Source organism: Streptomyces sp. 2-1, assembly GCF_048564895.1.
GTDB lineage: Bacteria > Actinomycetota > Actinomycetes > Streptomycetales > Streptomycetaceae > Streptomyces > Streptomyces phaeochromogenes.
The window spans coordinates 860,558-876,650 of the sequence record NZ_CP183383.1 but is presented as its reverse complement, the minus strand read 5'-3'; the positions used below and the strand labels follow the sequence as shown (position 1 = coordinate 876,650).

Annotated in this window: 14 protein-coding genes; 5 read left to right on the top strand and 9 right to left on the bottom strand. The window is 71.4% G+C overall.

The window, feature by feature from the left end:
* Positions 1 to 77: 77 nt before the first annotated feature.
* Together ACN20J_RS04075 and ACN20J_RS04070 are read right to left on the bottom strand one after the other, a co-directional pair.
* Positions 78 to 2,459, bottom strand: coding sequence for an FtsX-like permease family protein (locus ACN20J_RS04075; protein WP_419665250.1), 2,382 nt, complete (start codon positions 2,457 to 2,459; stop codon positions 78 to 80).
* A complete protein-coding gene (locus ACN20J_RS04070; protein WP_190231296.1) occupies positions 2,456 to 3,148 on the bottom strand; it encodes an ABC transporter ATP-binding protein in 693 nt (230 codons plus the stop codon). The genes ACN20J_RS04075 and ACN20J_RS04070 overlap by 4 nt, the downstream gene beginning before the upstream one ends.
* 308 nt (positions 3,149 to 3,456) lie before the next feature.
* Here ACN20J_RS04070 and ACN20J_RS04065 point away from each other — a divergent pair, with 308 nt between their 5' ends.
* Complete coding sequence (locus tag ACN20J_RS04065; RefSeq protein ID WP_419665249.1) at positions 3,457 to 4,839, top strand: sensor histidine kinase; 1,383 nt, start codon at positions 3,457 to 3,459, stop codon at positions 4,837 to 4,839.
* On the top strand, positions 4,824 to 5,528 hold the full coding sequence (locus ACN20J_RS04060) for a response regulator transcription factor (RefSeq protein ID WP_364193322.1): 705 nt from the start codon (positions 4,824 to 4,826) through the stop codon (positions 5,526 to 5,528). Before ACN20J_RS04065 ends, ACN20J_RS04060 begins: the two co-directional genes overlap by 16 nt.
* A 47-nt stretch (positions 5,529 to 5,575) precedes the next feature.
* On the opposite strand, the gene ACN20J_RS04055 is transcribed toward ACN20J_RS04060, so the two are convergent.
* The 7 genes from ACN20J_RS04055 to ACN20J_RS04025 form a co-directional block, all read right to left on the bottom strand.
* A complete protein-coding gene (locus ACN20J_RS04055) occupies positions 5,576 to 6,391 on the bottom strand; it encodes a DUF427 domain-containing protein (RefSeq protein ID WP_419665248.1) in 816 nt (271 codons plus the stop codon).
* Positions 6,392 to 6,480: 89 nt separating this feature from the next.
* Positions 6,481 to 7,719 (bottom strand): vWA domain-containing protein, encoded by a 1,239-nt coding sequence (locus tag ACN20J_RS04050; protein ID WP_419665247.1) that lies wholly within the window; start codon positions 7,717 to 7,719, stop codon positions 6,481 to 6,483.
* Entirely contained in the window at positions 7,716 to 8,615 is a 900-nt protein-coding gene (locus tag ACN20J_RS04045) for an AAA family ATPase (RefSeq protein WP_055610327.1), read from the bottom strand. Before ACN20J_RS04045 ends, ACN20J_RS04050 begins: the two co-directional genes overlap by 4 nt.
* On the bottom strand, positions 8,612 to 9,577 hold the full coding sequence (locus ACN20J_RS04040; protein ID WP_419665246.1) for an XdhC family protein: 966 nt from the start codon (positions 9,575 to 9,577) through the stop codon (positions 8,612 to 8,614). The genes ACN20J_RS04045 and ACN20J_RS04040 overlap by 4 nt, the downstream gene beginning before the upstream one ends.
* Positions 9,574 to 11,964, bottom strand: coding sequence for an aerobic carbon-monoxide dehydrogenase large subunit (locus ACN20J_RS04035; protein ID WP_419665245.1), 2,391 nt, complete (start codon positions 11,962 to 11,964; stop codon positions 9,574 to 9,576). The genes ACN20J_RS04040 and ACN20J_RS04035 overlap by 4 nt, the downstream gene beginning before the upstream one ends.
* A complete protein-coding gene (locus ACN20J_RS04030; RefSeq protein WP_189841793.1) occupies positions 11,961 to 12,461 on the bottom strand; it encodes a (2Fe-2S)-binding protein in 501 nt (166 codons plus the stop codon). The genes ACN20J_RS04035 and ACN20J_RS04030 overlap by 4 nt, the downstream gene beginning before the upstream one ends.
* A 5-nt stretch (positions 12,462 to 12,466) precedes the next feature.
* A complete protein-coding gene (locus ACN20J_RS04025; protein ID WP_419665244.1) occupies positions 12,467 to 13,360 on the bottom strand; it encodes an FAD binding domain-containing protein in 894 nt (297 codons plus the stop codon).
* A gap of 216 nt (positions 13,361 to 13,576) precedes the next feature.
* Here ACN20J_RS04025 and ACN20J_RS04020 point away from each other — a divergent pair, with 216 nt between their 5' ends.
* The 3 genes from ACN20J_RS04020 to ACN20J_RS04010 all read left to right on the top strand — a co-directional run bounded on the left by ACN20J_RS04020 (position 13,577) and on the right by ACN20J_RS04010 (position 16,054).
* Positions 13,577 to 14,536, top strand: a complete 960-nt coding sequence (locus ACN20J_RS04020; RefSeq protein ID WP_419665243.1) for a LysR family transcriptional regulator — start codon at positions 13,577 to 13,579, stop codon at positions 14,534 to 14,536.
* A gap of 155 nt (positions 14,537 to 14,691) precedes the next feature.
* On the top strand, positions 14,692 to 15,513 hold the full coding sequence (locus ACN20J_RS04015) for an SRPBCC domain-containing protein (RefSeq protein WP_419665242.1): 822 nt from the start codon (positions 14,692 to 14,694) through the stop codon (positions 15,511 to 15,513).
* 7 nt (positions 15,514 to 15,520) lie between these two features.
* The gene (locus ACN20J_RS04010) at positions 15,521 to 16,054 is read left to right on the top strand and encodes a GNAT family N-acetyltransferase (protein WP_189841797.1); all 534 of its coding nucleotides are present in this window, start codon (positions 15,521 to 15,523) and stop codon (positions 16,052 to 16,054) included.
* Positions 16,055 to 16,093 lie beyond the last annotated feature (39 nt).

Genomic DNA, 16,093 nt, shown 5'->3' with positions numbered 1-16,093 from the left:
CCGGGGCGGCCCGGCGTGCCAAGGACGCCGGGCCGCCCCTCCGGCTGCCGGTTGCACTCCCGGGCCGCCGAGGACCGCTACTCCGTCCGCAGAGCCACAGCCGTACGGGCCTTGGCCGCCCAGCCCGCCGGGAGCAGCGCGCCCAGCATGGCGATCGCGATTCCGGCCAGTCCGAGCAGCACCAACTGCCAAGGCACGTACACATCGAGGACCGAGGGCGGCAGATCGGTGCCCGCGGCGTGCCCCATCACCGGCAGCACGATGCCGTGCAGCGCGAAGCCGGCGGGCACGCCGATCAGACCGCCGAGCACACCGATCCCGGCCACCGAGGCGAGTACGAGGCCCACGGTCTGCCGCGGCGACATGCCGAGCGCCTTGCAGACGCCGAGATCGTGGACGCGCTCCCGGGTGTCGATGACAACGGAGTTGAGCACGCCGAGGCCGGCCACGGAGACCAGCATGAGGGTGAGCAGTGCCGCCATCGACTGCAGGATGAGGACGAAGTTGTCCTGCTGCGAAGGGGAGTTGGCCATGGCGTCGCCGCCCAGCGGCCGCACCACCTCGGCGAGCTTCTCGGCGTAGGCGGCGGGAGAGACGCCCGACTTCACCTCGACGAGGAACGTCCGGGGTTCGGCCTTGGGGAAGTCGGCCATGCCCGCGTGGAGTTGCATGCCGTCGTCCTCCGTGTCGAAGGCCTCGCCGACGATCCGCAGGGTCCGGGTGTCTCCCTGGAGGGTCACCCGGACGCTGTCACCGAGCTGGGTGCCGGTCCGTTCCAGGAAGCCCGAGGCCACCACGACCTGCCCCGCACCGTCGATCCAGTGGCCGGTGATCATCTCGTAGCTGCCGGGCCGGGAATCCCCCTCGTAGAGGCTGAGCGAGACCGAGCCGGTGACCCCGGCCACGGTGGCGTCCTCCTGGGTCGTGGCGTAGTACGAGGCGGTGCCTTCCTGAGCCTCGACCGCGGCGCGTATCCGTGTCGGATCGGCGGGCGGGGCCTCGGAGTTGCCCTCGGCCGGGGCTTCGGGCTTGACCTCGACCGGCTGGGGTCCGGGGCCGCCGGCGAACACGGTGACCGCGGCGCGGTCCTCGGGATCCTGCGCCTCGCCGACCGCGGTGAGGGACGAGGTGAGCCCCACCGCGAAAGTCGCCGCGACCGTACCGAAGGCCACCGCGAGCAGCATCGCGACCGTGCGGACCGGGTGCGCGAAGGGGCTCGCGAGACCGTACGTCACCGCCCTCGGCAACGGCAGCCGCCCCGCCACCCGGTGCGCCCACTGGCCGCGACCCGTGCGCGGGGCCCGGCCCACCGCGATCGCCTCGACCGTGCGCAGCCGCCCGGCCCGCAGCGCGGGAACCAGCGCGGCGACCCCCACGACCACCAGCGCGGCGAGCGGCACCACGACGTCCACCCACCAGGCCACCGTCAATGAGGCGCTGCCGTACGCCTGCTCCGTGTCGTCGAGGAGCGGCACGGCCAGCAGGTTCCCCAGCACGACGCCCAGCGCGATACCGACTGCGGCCGGGATCAACGCCTGGGCCACATAGGCCCGTACGACCTCACGCGGGGTGAAGCCGATGGCCTTGAGGATGCCGATCCTGCGCAGACTGGAGCCGACCGCGCCGCTGGTCACACTGCCGACGATGATCACCGACATCACGATGCCGAGGACGCCGAAGGCGATGAGGAAGGGGATGGTCGGGGCGGCGCCCTGGTCGGCGGCGCGCTTGGTCTCCAGATAGGACTGGCTGCCCAGCAGCGCGCCGGACGACACGGCCGCGGCGAGCTTCTTCCGGCCGTCGGTGATCTGCTTGTCCGTTCCGGCCGAGTCGAAGCGGTACAGCATCTGGCTGGTGAGCGGGTTGTCCGCCGACGCGAGAGCCCTGGTCTGCGCGGGGGTCGCCCAGGCGTCGGCGGTCTTGCTGACCGACAGGGCGAGACCGACGACGGTCAGGGTCGAACTGCCCTCCGCGTCGGAGGTCTTGAGAGTGGAGCCGAGTTTGAAGGCCGGGCCGGCGAACGACTCGCTGAGCACGATCTCGCCCGTCTTCGTCGCCCACCGGCCGGACCTGAGATCCAGATCGTCCACGTCGGCCTTCGGACCGGACCGTCCGACGAGCGTCAGCTTCGGCATGCGCAGGCCCACCGAGTCCTCCGGCTGGATCGTCGTGGAGGGATACGGCCCCGCGGTCGCGGTGACGCCCGTCTGTTCTCGGGTGGCCTCGAGCTGCGCCGCAGTCACCTTGGCCGGATCGAACTGGGCCGTCAGATGGGCGCCTTGCTGCTTCGCGAAGGCGTGGTCGAAGGGCGCGTTCGCGGCGACGATGAGCGACCCGGCGACCACCGCCGAGGCAACGGCCATCATCGTGGCCACGGCGATCACCACGGTCTGCACCCGGCGCCGCCCCACACCGGAACGTATGACCCGGCCGAGCGCACCGCCGCCGAAGCGGGTCATCGGACGGCCTCCGCCCGTGTGTCGAGGGCGAGATGACCGTCGACCAGGTGAATCGTCCGGCTTGCACACGCCTCGGCGAGCGCCAGGTCGTGCGTCACCAGCACGATGGTCTGCCCGCCGCGGTGCAGCTCCACCAGCAGCTCGCGTACGTCCTGGCCCGAAGCGGTGTCGAGGGCGCCGGTCGGCTCGTCGGCGAGCAGCAGCGCGGGCCGGTTGACCAATGCCCGGGCGACCGCGACGCGTTGGCGTTCGCCGCCGGAGAGCCGGCCCGGGTAGGCGCGGGCGTGCTTCTGGATGCCGAGCACCTCCATGAGCTCATCGGCACGGGCCGCCGTCTTGCGCCGTGCGGTGCCGGTCAGTTGGGCAGGCAGCTGGATGTTGTCGGCGACGGTGAGGTCGTCGAGCAGGTTGAAGAACTGGAACACCATGCCGATCTGCTCGCGGCGGAACCGGGCCAGTGCGTGCTCGCTGAGATCGTTCAGCCGCCGGCCGCCCACGGACACGGTGCCCTCGGTCGGCTTGTCCAGGCCCGCGACGAGGTTCAGCAGCGTGGACTTGCCGCTGCCGGACGGGCCCGTCACGGCAAGGGCCTCGCCCTTCTCGACGGAGAGCGTGAGAGGGCCCAGCGCGGGCGTGCCGACGCTGTCGTAGCGCTTGGCCACGCCCTCCAGTTGGATCACCTGAGTCATGGGAGTCGACCGTCCTTCGGATGGCATCGGTTCGCATCGGGTGGGTGGGTGGGTTGGTCGGTTGGGCTGATCGAGTTGGTGGGGCCGGGTTGGCCCGGTCGGGTCGGGGCCGGTTCGTGAGGCGCCTTGCCGGGTCCAGCGAACCTAGGAGTGCGGGGTGTTGGGGCGCGTCGGCCGCGGCACCGACATCAGGACCTCCCCGCGAAGGACCCGGCCGCGGGGTCATCCCTGCGACGTACACCTGCGGGACGGGACTCTGGTCGCGCAGACGGACGCGGACCGGGGGCGGGGAGCCACACAATGAGCCGATGGAGACGGAGGACCGCCGCGACAGGCTTCGGCAACTGCGTGACGCGCTACGGCCGGAGGAGAAGCCCGCCCCGCTGTCGCGGTGGGCGGTACGCGCCGACGTGGTGCTGGCGATCGTGCTGACCGTCGTCGCGCTGATCGTGGCGGCGCAGTTTCCCGGCGACGGGCCGGCCCGCGTCTCGGCCAAGAGCGAGCAGCGGACCGAGCAACGGACCGACCGCCGGACCGAGGTGCCGCCCGTCCCGCCCGTCCCGCCGGTCCCGCCACGACCGCCCGTACCCGGCGGGGGAGTTGTGATGCCGGAGCCCCGCACCGTGCCGTGGCCGCTGGTCGTCCTGTCGGCGCTGCCTCTCGCGGCCAGGCGGCGGTATCCGCTGGTCACGTTCGGGATCGTGATGGGCGCGGCGCTCCCCATCGGCGACGACACCTCCTGGATCAACGTGCTGACCTGCGTCATCGGTGCCTACAGCGCCGTCATGTACAGCCGCTACCAAGTGCGGGCGCTGGCCGGAATGGTGGTGGCCGCCGTGCTGGCCGGATTCGCCTTCCGGGAGACGGATCCCGTACTCCCGGGCTGGTCGAGCCCCGCGGTCGTCCTGCTGGTCGCCGGGGTGCTGGCCGGGCTCGTCCGCGTCGGCGGCCGGCGGCTGACGGCCAGCCGGGACCGGTTCACCCGGCTGCAGCGGGACCAGGAGGAGGCCATGCGGCGGGCCGTCGAGGAGGAACGCGCCCGTATAGCCGCTGAGTTGCACGACGTCGTGACCCACAATGTGAGCGTGATGGTGATCCAGGCGGGTGCGGCCCGCAAAGTGATGGACACGGCGCCCGAGCGGTCCAAAGAGGCACTGCTGGCGGTCGAGGCCGGGGGCCGGGCCGCCATGTCCGAACTCCGGCATGTGATGGGGCTGCTCGCCGCCCCGGACACCGGCCGCCCCGACAGCCCCGCAGACGGGCTCGAACCGCAGCCCGGTCTCGGACACCTCGACGCCCTGATCGAACGCGTACGCGCCGCCGGGACACCGGTCGCCATCGCGGTGTCCCTGCCACCTGAGCCGCTGCCGCCCGGGGTGGACCTCGCGGCGTACCGGGTGGTGCAGGAGGCACTGACCAACACGATCAAACACGCACCCGGCGCCGAAGCCTCCGTCACGATCGGCCACACCGACGACTGCCTGGAGATCGAAGTCACGGACACCGGAGCCGCCTACGACGCCCCGTGGACGGGCACCAACGGCACAGGCCCAGGTACCGGCGGTGGCAACGGCCGCGGACTCATCGGACTGCGCGAGCGGCTGACGGTCTACGGCGGCGAACTGACGGCCGGACCGACCCTCGCCGGTGGCTACCGCATCAGAGCCCGAGTCCCGTGGCGGACCGCGTGAACGGGCCGCCCCTGCGCGCCGTCATCGCCGACGACCAGGCCCTGGTCCGTACGGGCTTCGGGATGATCCTCGCCGCCGACGGCATCGAGGTGACGGCGGAGGCGGCAGACGGCGCCGAGGCGGTCGCCGCCGTCCGGCGGACCCGCCCCGACGTCGTCCTCATGGACATCCGGATGCCGCGGATGGACGGCATCGAGGCGACCCGGCGCATCCTCGGAGACGAGGGCCGGGGCGACACCCGGGTCATCATCCTCACCACGTACGACCTCGACCACTACGTCTACGCGGCACTCACCGCCGGCGCCAGCGGCTTCCTGCTCAAGGACGTCACCCCCGAGCACCTGGTGGCCGCCGTCCGCCTGGTGCGGTCCGGCGACGCGCTCCTCGCGCCCACCATCACCCGCCGGCTGATCGAACGCTTCGCCCACAGGGAGGAGCCCCGGCCGCCGACCCTCCACCGAGACCTGTCCGGCCTCACTCCACGCGAACTGGAGGTGCTTCGGCTGCTGGCGACCGGCCTCAGCAACGCCGAACTCGCGGACCGCCTCTTCCTCAGCCCCACCACCGTCAAGACCCACATCGGCCGCATCCTGTCGAAGCTGGACCTCCGAGACCGCGTCCAGGCGGTCGTACTCGCCTACGAGACCGGCCTGATCGCTCCAGGAGACCCAACACCCGACACGGGCTGAGGACGACGCAGCCCGCGACGACCACCCTCATCACTGCCGGGGCTTGATCACTTCCGAGGCTTGATGAATTCGGTGACAGGCCGCTCCAGCCGCTCCCCGTCGACCGTGATGTCGACGGCCTCGTTGAAGAAGGCCACCCGGTCCTTGACGACACCCACGGCCGAGAGAGGGTCGGGATAGCTCCACGCGATGTTCGGCGGTACGTCCTCGCCTGGCCAGGACCAGTATTCGGTCGCCACGCCCTTGTAGGGGCAGCGGGTCGTGAGGTCGCTGGTCGTGAACAGATCGAGGCGTACGTCCTCGCGCGGGAGGTAGTACCGCACGGGCAGCCCGGTCTCGAAGAGGAGGACCGCCGCGCGCGTGTCCGCGACGACCGTGCCGTCGATCTCGACCTGGACATGCCGCGAACTGGGCAGCGCATCCACGCGTTTGTGCGGGTCACGCGGATGGACGAAGATCTCCTCGTCCTCCTCGTACCAGTGGTCGAGCACCTCCCGCCCGAACCACTCGAAGGAGATGTACGAGCCCAACTCCTCGCCCGGATACGTCCAGGCCGCCCCGGCAATGGTCTCGCCGCCGATGTCGAGGTCGTAGAAGAGCGTCGTCCCGGCGTGCGGCCGCCCCGCGGACTTCTCCGTCTCCCGCAACAGATCCGTACGCACGTCCTCACGCGGAAACGCGTACAACGGCACCGGCCGACCGGGCTCCCACACCAGGACCGGCCGCCGACTGTCGACGACGGTGACATCACCCTTCGTGCCGCGAACCCAGCGCTCGCTGGGTTCCCAGAGGAGGCTGTCGGCTCGACGGGTCGGACGGCGGAGAACCGGAACGGCTTGCGGGTTGTCGCCGGATGACTCCATGAGTACCTCCTGGTCGAACGCGGGACTTGGTCCGGACACCTGACACCACGAAACGCCAGCGTAGATCCCGCCTCCGAAGTCGGCTCGCCCTACACACCGAGAGCCTTCTCGTTGCCCGCGATCGCCTCCACCACCTCCATGAGAGCCGCCAGGCTGTGGCCGCTGATGAACGCGTCGCAGTGGGGGAGTGCGGCGGTCATTCCGGCGGTGCGGGGGGTGTAGCCGGGGGCCGCCTTGCGGGGGTTGACCCAGATGATGCGGTGGGTGAGGCGGGCGAGGCGGGTCATTTCGCGGCCGACGGCGGCGGGGTCCTCGCCCTCCCAGCCGTCGGAGAAGATGACCACGACGGCGCCGCGTGCCATGCCCCGGCGGCCGAAGCGGTTGTTGAACTCGGCCAGTGCGTGGCCGATGCGGGTGCCGCCGGACCAGTCGGACGCGGCGGCGCCCGCTCGGCGCAGCGCCGCGTCCACGCCGGAGGGACCGGTGTGTCGCAGGACGGGGGTCAGCCGGGTGAGGCGGGTGGCGAAGACGAACGCCTCGGCCGCCGCGCCGGCCGCCGCGCGTGGGAAGAGGCGGAGGTAGGCGCGTGTGTACGGCTCCATGGAGCGGGAGATGTCGCACAGCAGCACCAGTCGTCGCCGTCGTTGGCGGTGGCGGGTGCGGGCGAGCAGTACCGCCTCGCCGCCGGTGCGCTGTCCGGTGCGCAGGGTTCGGCGCAGGTCGATGCGGCGGCCCCGGCGGTCGGTCTCCTGGCGGCGGCCACGGCGCAGCGGTGCCTTCAGCGTCAACAGGGCGAGGAGCCGGTTGAGTTCGGCCAGCTCGGCAGCGTCGAGGGCGGCGAAGTCCTTGTGGGCGAGGACTTCGGCCGTACTGCCCGCCGTCGGCAGTTCCTCGGTCCGCCGGTCCTCGTTCGGGGGCTGTGCACGGTCGCGGTCCGATGCCTCGCCGAAGGCGCCGCCCGACAGGGGAGCGCGGGTGGGATCCGGGCCGAGGCCGGAGAGCGGTGGGGGCCGACCGGGTTCGGTGGCGGTGCCTGGCGCAGGCTCGGATTCGGCACCGGCTCCGCGGACTGCCACCGAGCGCGTCCCGCCCGCGAAGACCGCGTCGAAGACCCTCTCGAACGGTTCGATCTGCTCGCGATCCGTCACGAACGCCAGCCGCGCCGCCCAGTACAGAGCCGTACGGTCCACCGGCGGCAGCAGCACCAGCGTCTGAAGGAACCGCACCGACCGCTCCGGAGTCACCGCCACCCCGGCTCGCCGCAGCTCCGCGCCGAGCCGGCCCGCGAACTCGGCCCGGTCGAAGAGCGGAACCGGCGTCGTGGTCACGGCTGTCGGCCCGCGACCAGCCAGTCCAGACCCCGCTCGCGCACCAGCTCCTGGTCCTCGCGGTACTTGAGCAGGGAGCCGAGCGTGCGCCCGGCGATCTCGGCGTCGAGACGGGGCACGCCGAGCAGGTTCAGCGCGGAGATCCAGTCGATGGTCTCGGCGACGCCCGGTGCCTTCTGCACGTCCAGGGCACGCAGTCGCCGTACGGCCGCCGACACCGCGACCGCCAGTTCCCTGGACGTCCCGGGTACCCGGCGGCGCACGATCTCGACGATCCGTTCCGTGTCCGGATAGTCGATCCAGTGGTAGAGGCACCGGCGCTTGAGCGCGTCATGAAGATCACGGGTGCGGTTGGAGGTGAGCAGCACGACGGGCGGCACGGCGGCCCGGATGGTGCCGATCTCCGGGATGGTCACCGCCGCCTCGGCCAGCACTTCGAGCAGGAACGCCTCGAAGTCGTCGTCGGCGCGGTCGATCTCGTCGATGAGCAGCACGGCGGGGGCCGGGCCGGGGTGGGTGAGCGCCGCGAGCACGGGCCGCCGCAGCAGGTACTCCTCGCTGAACAGATCGGCCTCACTGAGCTGCTCGTACCGCGACTCGGCCAGGCGGATCCCGAGCAGCTGGCGCGGATAGTTCCACTCGTACAGCGCCTCGGCCGCGTCCAGGCCGTCGTAGCACTGCAGCCGGATCAGCGGGCTGCCCAGGATCGCGGCCACCGCCTTGGCCGCCTCGGTCTTGCCGACGCCCGCCTCGCCCTCCAGGAGCAGCGGCTGGGGGAGGCGAAGGGCGAGGAAGAGCGCAGTGGCCAGACCGTCGTCGGCGAGATAGCCCAGCGAGTCCAGCGCCGCGCGCAGACTCTCCACGCCCGGCAGACAGCGCTCGACGTACTCGCTCACGAGGCGTCGGCCTTCGCATAGCGGGCGGGGTCCTTCTCGTACGCGGCACGACAACCGGCACAGCAGAACCAGCGGCGCTCGTCGCCGCCCTCGTCGGAGTACGGGGTGCTGTCCACGACGGAGACCGTCATCCCGCACACGGGGTCGACGGCGGTCACCGAGCCGGTCCCCGGAGTCTCCGGAGGCGCCTCCACCTCCACCTCCACTTCCACGGAGCGCCCCCTCACCGCCTGGATCACCTCCGCGAGGATCGACACCGCGATCTCGCCCGGCGTGCGGGCACCGATCCACAGCCCCGCGGGCGTATGGATCCGCGCGCGGTCCTCTGCACCGAGTGGCAGTGCGTCCAGTACCGCCGCCCCGCGCCTGGGGCTGGCCACCAGCCCGATGTACGGCACCCCGGCGCGCACGGCCGAGACGAGCACCGGCTCCTCGCCCCGGCCGTGGGAGGCGATCACCAGCGCCTGACTCCCGGCCAGCTCCTCCGGCGTGATCCCGTCGGCGCCTGCCGCCTCCGTGATCTCGTAACCGAGCACCGGCCCGAAGGCCGCCAACGCGCGGGCGATGGGGGACTCGCCCAGGACCACCACGCGTGGCACGGGCCGCAACGGCTCCAGGAAGATCTCCAACTCGCCGCCGGACAGGCACGGATTGGCGACGCTCACCGCGCCCTCCTCGACGACGGGTTCCCCGGTGCCGTCCGCCGTCTCCTCCGGCGAGATCCGCAGCAGCAGCGACTCCCCGCTGCGCAGCGTCCGCAGCGCCTGCACCCGTACGGTGGCCTCCGCGCAGGCGCCCCCGACGAAGCCCTCGACCCGGCCGTCCGCGAGGACCAGCGCGGTGTCGCCCGGCCGCGCGCTCGCCGGACGGCGGGCACGAACGACGGTGGCCTTGACGAACGGCACGTGGCGGCCCGTCAGTTCGGCCATGCGTGCCTCAAGTGGCGGTGCGGTGGGGCTCATTGCGGTGCCTCCACCTCGCCCCGGTGCAGCGCCTGCCACACCCGGCTCGGCGTCAGCGGCATGTCGGCGTGGCGGACGCCGATCGCGTCGAGGACCGCGTTGACGACGGCCGGCGGCGAACCGACCGTCGCCGACTCGCCGATGCCCTTCGCGCCGATCGGATGGTGCGGGGAGGGCGTGACGGTGTGGTCCAGCTCCCAGGACGGGACCTCCAGCGCGGTCGGCAGCAGATAGTCCATGAAGGACCCGGACAGACAGTTGCCTTCCTCGTCGAAGCTGATCAACTCCATCAGCGCCATACCGACCCCGTCGGCCAGCCCGCCGTGCACCTGCCCCTCGATGATCATCGGGTTGATACGGGTCCCGCAGTCGTCCACCGCGATGAACCGCCGCACCTTCACCGTGCCCGTGCCGGAATCGACGTCGACCACGCAGACGTACGCACCGAACGGGTAGGTGAGATTGGGCGGGTTGTAAACGGTCGTCGCCTCCAGATGACCCTCCACCCCCTCCGGCAGCTCCAGCGAGCCGTGCGCGGCGAGCGCGATCTCCTGGATCGTCTTCGTCATCGCCGGGTCGCCGGCGACCGACCAGCGGCCCTTGGTCCATTCGAGGTCGTCGGGGGAGACCTCCAGCATGGCCCCGGCGATGATCCGCGCCTTGTCCCGCACCTTGCGGGCGACCACGGCAGCAGCCGCTCCCGACACGGGAGTTGACCGACTTCCGTACGTACCGAGCCCGAACGGCGTCTGGTCGGTGTCGCCGTGCACGACGTCGATGTCCTCGGGCGGGATGCCCAGTTCCTCGGCGACGATCTGCGCGAACGTCGTCTCGTGGCCCTGTCCCTGCGTCTGCACGCTCAGCCGGACCACTGCCTTGCCGGTCGGATGGACGCGCAGCTCGCAGCCGTCGGCCATGCCGAGGCCGAGGATGTCCATGTGCTTGCGCGGCCCGGCGCCGACCGTCTCGGTGAAGAACGACAGCCCGATGCCCATGAGTTCGCCCCGGGCCCGCTTCTCGCTCTGCTCCTTGCGCAGCTCCTCGTACCCGGCCAGGTCCAGCGCCTTGCGCAGACAAGCGGGGTAGTCGCCGGAGTCGTACGTCCAGCCCGTCTTGTTCTCGTAGGGGAACTGTTCCGGTCGCAGCAGGTTGCGCATCCTCAACTCGGCCGGATCGGTGCCGAGTTCGGCTGCCAGACAGTCCACCATCCGCTCGATCAGATAGACCGCCTCGGTGACCCGGAACGAGCAGGCGTACGCGACCCCGCCCGGTGCCTTGTTGGTGTAGACGCCGGTGACCGAGCAGTGCGCGGCCTCGATGTCGTACGAGCCGGTGAAGATGTGGAAGAAGCCGGCCGGGTATTTGGTGGGCTGCGCCGTGGAGTTGAACGCGCCGTGGTCGGCGAGGACCTTGACCCGTACGGCCAGGATCTTGCCGTCCCGGGTCGCGGCTATCTCGCCGGTCATGTGGTAGTCGCGGGCGAAGGAGGTGCTCATCAGGTTCTCGGAGCGGTCCTCCATCCACTTGACCGGCCGCCCGGTGACGATCGAGCCGACGACCGCGCAGACGTAACCCGGGTAGATGCCGACCTTGTTGCCGAAACCGCCGCCGATGTCGGGGGAGACGACCCGGATCTTGTGCTCGGGAATCCCGGCCACCATCGCGTAGAGGGTGCGGTGGGCGTGCGGGGCCTGGGTGGTGGAGTAGAGGGTGAGCTTGCCGTCGACCGGGTCCATTGAGGCGACCGCGCCGCACGTCTCCAGCGGGGCCGGGTGGACGCGCGGGTAGAGCATGGTCTGCTCGACCACGACGTCGGCCCGCGCGAACACCTCGTCGGTGGCCGCGCTGTCGCCCGCCTCCCAGTCGAAGATGTGGTTGTCCGTACGGCCTTCCAGATCGTCCCGGATGACGGGCGCGCCGGGGTCGAGGGCATGCCGGGCGTTGACCACCGGATCCAGCGGTTCGTACTCGACGTCGATCAACTCGATGGCGTCGCGCGCCGCGTAGTGGTCCTCGGCGACCACGAACGCGACCTCCTGCCCCTGGAAGCGCACCTTGTCGGTGGCGAGTACGGCCTGCGTGTCCATCGACAGCGTCGGCATCCAGGCCAGGCCCAGCCCCGCGAGCGTCTCGCCGGTGATCACCGCCTTGACCTTGGGGTGGGCCTCGGCGGCCGAGGTGTCGATGGAGACGATGCGGGCGTGCGCGAACGGGCTGCGCAGCACGGCTCCGTGCAGCATGCCGGGCAGGTGGATGTCGTCGACGTAGCGGCCCTTGCCGCGTACGAAGCGGGGGTCCTCCTTGCGCTTCATCCGGCCGAAGCCGATGGGCCGTTCGTCCGGCGCGGGGGCGACGGGGGCGACCGGGGGTTCGTCGACGGCGGTCATGTCCGGCCCCCTGCTGTCTCCGCGACTCCATCGGCCTCGGCCCGTTGCCGCGCCGCCCACTGGATGGAGCGGACGATGTTCAGATAGCCGGTGCACCGGCACAGCTGGCCGGAGATGGCCTCGCGGATCTCCTGCTCGGACGGATCCGGGTTGCGGTCCAGGAGCGCCCGGCCGGTGAGCATCATCCCCGGGGTGCAGAACCCGCACTGCAGACCGTGCTGCTCGATGAACCCCTGCTGAACGGGGTCCAGTTGGTCTCCGTCCGCCAGGTCCTCGACCGTACGGATCTCATGACCGGCAGCCATGACCGCCAGGACAGTGCAGCTCTTGACGGGCTCACCGTCCATCAGCACCACGCACGTTCCGCAGTTGCTGGTGTCGCAGCCCCAGTGGGTGCCTGTCAGTTCCAGGTCGTCGCGGAGGAAGCGCACGAGCAGATGCCGCGGTTCGACCTCCCGGGTGTGGTCGTCGCCGTTGACGTTGACGGTGATCCGCATGCGCCTCACGCCTCCCTTGCCGTGGACCCGATGGGCCGCCCGGCCCGGGCGACCGCCCGTCGCAGCGCCCGCCGGGTGAGTTCGCCGGCCAGATGCCGCTTGTACTCGGCGCTGCCCCGGCCGTCGGTGACCGGCGAACAGCTGTCGGACGCCACCCGGCCCGCCTCCTCGTACAGTGCCTCGGAGGGTTCGCTGCCGTTCAGCAGCGTCTGGACCGCGTGGAGGTTCAGCGCACCGGCGCCGACCGCCGCCAGACCGACGCCCGCCTCGGCGATCCGCCCCTCGCGCAGAGTCAGGGCGACCCCGGCCGCGGCGACGGCCCAGTCCCCGGCCTTGCGCTCGACCTTCTCGTACGCGCTGCCCGCACCCGGCAGGACCGGCAGCCGCACCTCGGTCAGCATCTCGCCGACGCCCACGGCCGTTTCGTACGGGCCCTGGTGGAAGTCGGCCATGGAGACGATCCGTTCGCCGTCCGTCCCGCGGATGACGGCAAGGGCGTGAAGCGCGCCGCACACCGCGGAGAGGTCCTCCGAAGGGTCGGCCTGGCACAGGGAGCCGCCGATCGTGCCCCGGTTGCGGACCGGCGGGTCGGCGATCACCTTCTCCGCGTCGTGGACGATGGGAAAGTACCGGCCGACCAGCTCCGACTCCAGGAGTGTGCGGTGACGGGTGAGGGCGCCGACGCGCAGTTCGTCGCCGACCAGGACGATGTGGTCGAGCTCGTGCAGGTCGTTGATGTCGACGAGGACCTCGGGGGCGGCCAGGCGCAGCTTCATCATCGGCAGCAGACTGTGTCCTCCGGCCACGACCCGGGCCTCCTCGCCGTAGCGCCGCAGCAGTTCCAGCGCCTCGTCCACGCTCTCGGCGCGCTGGTAGTCGAACGAAGCGGGTACCTGCACGGCACGCTCCCTCCCGGAACGGGCCCTCCCGGCACGCCCGGGCGAGGCAGCGCGCGGGGGAACCGTCCGTCGATTGAGGACCTGGCCGGTTTCCGGCGGTCCGGGGGGAACAATTGCGCGAAGGGATGAGGCGGTCAACGGCGACTCAAGCGAATGCTTAAGAGACCTGGGCACGGAAGGGGTCCTACCGGTCGAACAGCCGTTGTAATGGCGGACATGACGCTGACTCAGCTCCGCGCATTCGTCACGGTGGCCCGTCTGGGCTCGGTCAAGGCCGCCGCGGGGGCGCTCGGCGTCACCGAGGCCGCGGTCTCCGGCGCGGTCGCCGCGCTCCGCCGCGAACTCGGTGACCTGCTCTTCATCCGGGCCGCCGGCGGGATCAGCCTCACCCCGGGCGGCAGACGCCTCGCCGCGGGAGCCGCCGAGATCGTCGGCCTCGCCGAGGAGACCCGCCACCGGGTCCGCCAGGCCGGCTCGGGCACCGCCCAGCTGCGGGTGGCGTCCACCGAGGCCGGCGCCGAACAGGTCCTCCCCGCCCTGCTCGCGGCCTTCGGGCGGCGACAGCCCGACTTGGACGTCGACACCCTCGCCGTGCCGGTGGCGGTCTTCGGCGACCTGCTGCGCGACCGCCGTGCCGATGTGACGATCGGCCCGGCGCCGCGCCCGGAACCGGGCATCGAGTCGATCCCTTTCCTGCGCTTCCAACTGGTCGTCGTCGCGGCGCCGGACCACCCGCTCGGACACCGGAAGCGGCTGGCACCTGCCCAACTCGCCCACGAACCATGGATGTTGGGCCCGGCCGGACTCGACCCGGACACCCTCTCCGGCGCCTTTCTCGCCCACGTCGGAGTCGAAGCCGCCAAGGCCAAGGCGTTCCCCAGCGTCACGGCCTCTCTCAACGCGGTGGCAGGCGGGGCCGGGCTGTCCATCGCCTTCCTCCACGTCGTACGCGACGAACTGCGCCGCGGGTCACTGGCCGTCCTCGACGTCTCCGGCGCCCGGCTCGGCGGCATGCTGTACGCGAGCGCGCTCTCCGGCGAACGGCGCTCGACGACCGCCGCCGCGCTGTGCCGTTTCGCCACGACACCCGCCGCGACACAGGCGGTGCTCACCCGGTCCAAGGGCGTTCCGATGAACGAGTTCCGACCACCGGTCCACGTCACGATCTGGAGCTGACGGGACTGGAGGGGAGTGGAGGGGACCGGATGGAACTGGACGGGACTGGGGGAGCATGGCGGATCAGGGGTTCCGGCGTCACGGGCCCGGCGTCTTAAGCAAACTCTGAAGAGCTCATTGACGGCCCGGCCGCCCGCGCCCATCGTGTGTCCGTCATGGACTTCACGAACGAGTTCCGAGTGAACCTGCCGCCCGACCAGGCCTGGTCCCTGCTGACCGACGTGGAGCGGATCGCTCCCTGCATGCCCGGGGCCCAGCTCACCGGCGTGGACGGCGACACCTACAACGGCGTCGTCAAGGTGAAGCTCGGCCCCATGACCGTCCAGTACAAGGGAGTCGTCTCCTTCGAGGAGAAGGACGACGAAGCGCGTACGGCGGTACTCCACGCGCGCGGCCGAGACACCCGCGGCCAGGGAAACGCCGATGCCCGCGTCACCGCCCGGCTCGTCCCCGACGGCGACGGGACGCGGGTGACGGTGGACACCCACCTCACCATCACCGGCAGGATCGCGCAGTTCGGCCGAGGGGTGATCGAGGAGGTCAGCGGCAAGCTGCTGGCCCAGTTCGTCGACAACCTGGAGGGGCAACTCGCGACGGAGAAGGAGCAGGGGCACGGGCAGGGGCAGGCGCAGGAATCGGTGGCTGGGGCTGAGTCCGAGCCCGAGGTCAGCGCCGGGATCGCATCGGGCGCCACGCCGGAATCCGCTTCCGCCGGAGGGCCCGCAGCAGACAAATCCCCCGCCGCCGAAGCCCCGAGGAAGACCGCTCCAAGCTCTCCAACCGCCCCGACCACCCCCGCCTCGAACGGCGTCCGCCCCGCGGAAGCGCCCGCCGTTTCCCGTACGCAGGCCGCGCCCGCACCGGAGCCCCTGGACCTGATGAGCGTCGCACGCGGTGCCGTACTCAAACGCGCTCTTCCGGCGGCGATCGTCCTCGCCGTGGTCGTGGTCGTTCTTGTCGTCTGGCTCACGCGATGATGGGGGCATGACCGACATCCATACCCCCCGTCTTCTGCTGCGCCGCTGGCAGGACGACGACCTCGTACCCCTCTCCGAGATCCACGCCGACTCGACGGTGATGCGCTGGATCGGCGACGGCACGCCCCGCTCCCTGGAACAGACCGCCGAGGACATCGAGGCCTGGGAGGAGGAGTGGGACGAGGAGGGCTTCGGGGTCTTCGCCGTCGAACTTCTCGGATCGGGGGAGCTGGCCGGGGCGGTCGGGCTGTACGTTCCTGATTCCCCGCCCGAGGTCGCGGGCCAGGTGGCCATCACCTGGCGAATGGCCCGGGTCTTCTGGGGCCAGGGCTACGCCTCGGAGGCGGCTCACGCCACACTCGAATTCGCTCTGCAGGACCGCGGCATCGACCGGGTCGTCGCCGTGTGCCGAACGGCCGACACCGCATCGTCGAACGTGCTCGACAAGCTCGGCATGCAGGCGGAAGGCGCGACAGTGGACCCGGCCTACGGGCACGACGTGCGGATGTACGGGATCGACCTGACGGAGTTCGAGGGCTGACCAGCCCCTCGGCGGGGCACCGAACGACCGGGCGGCCGA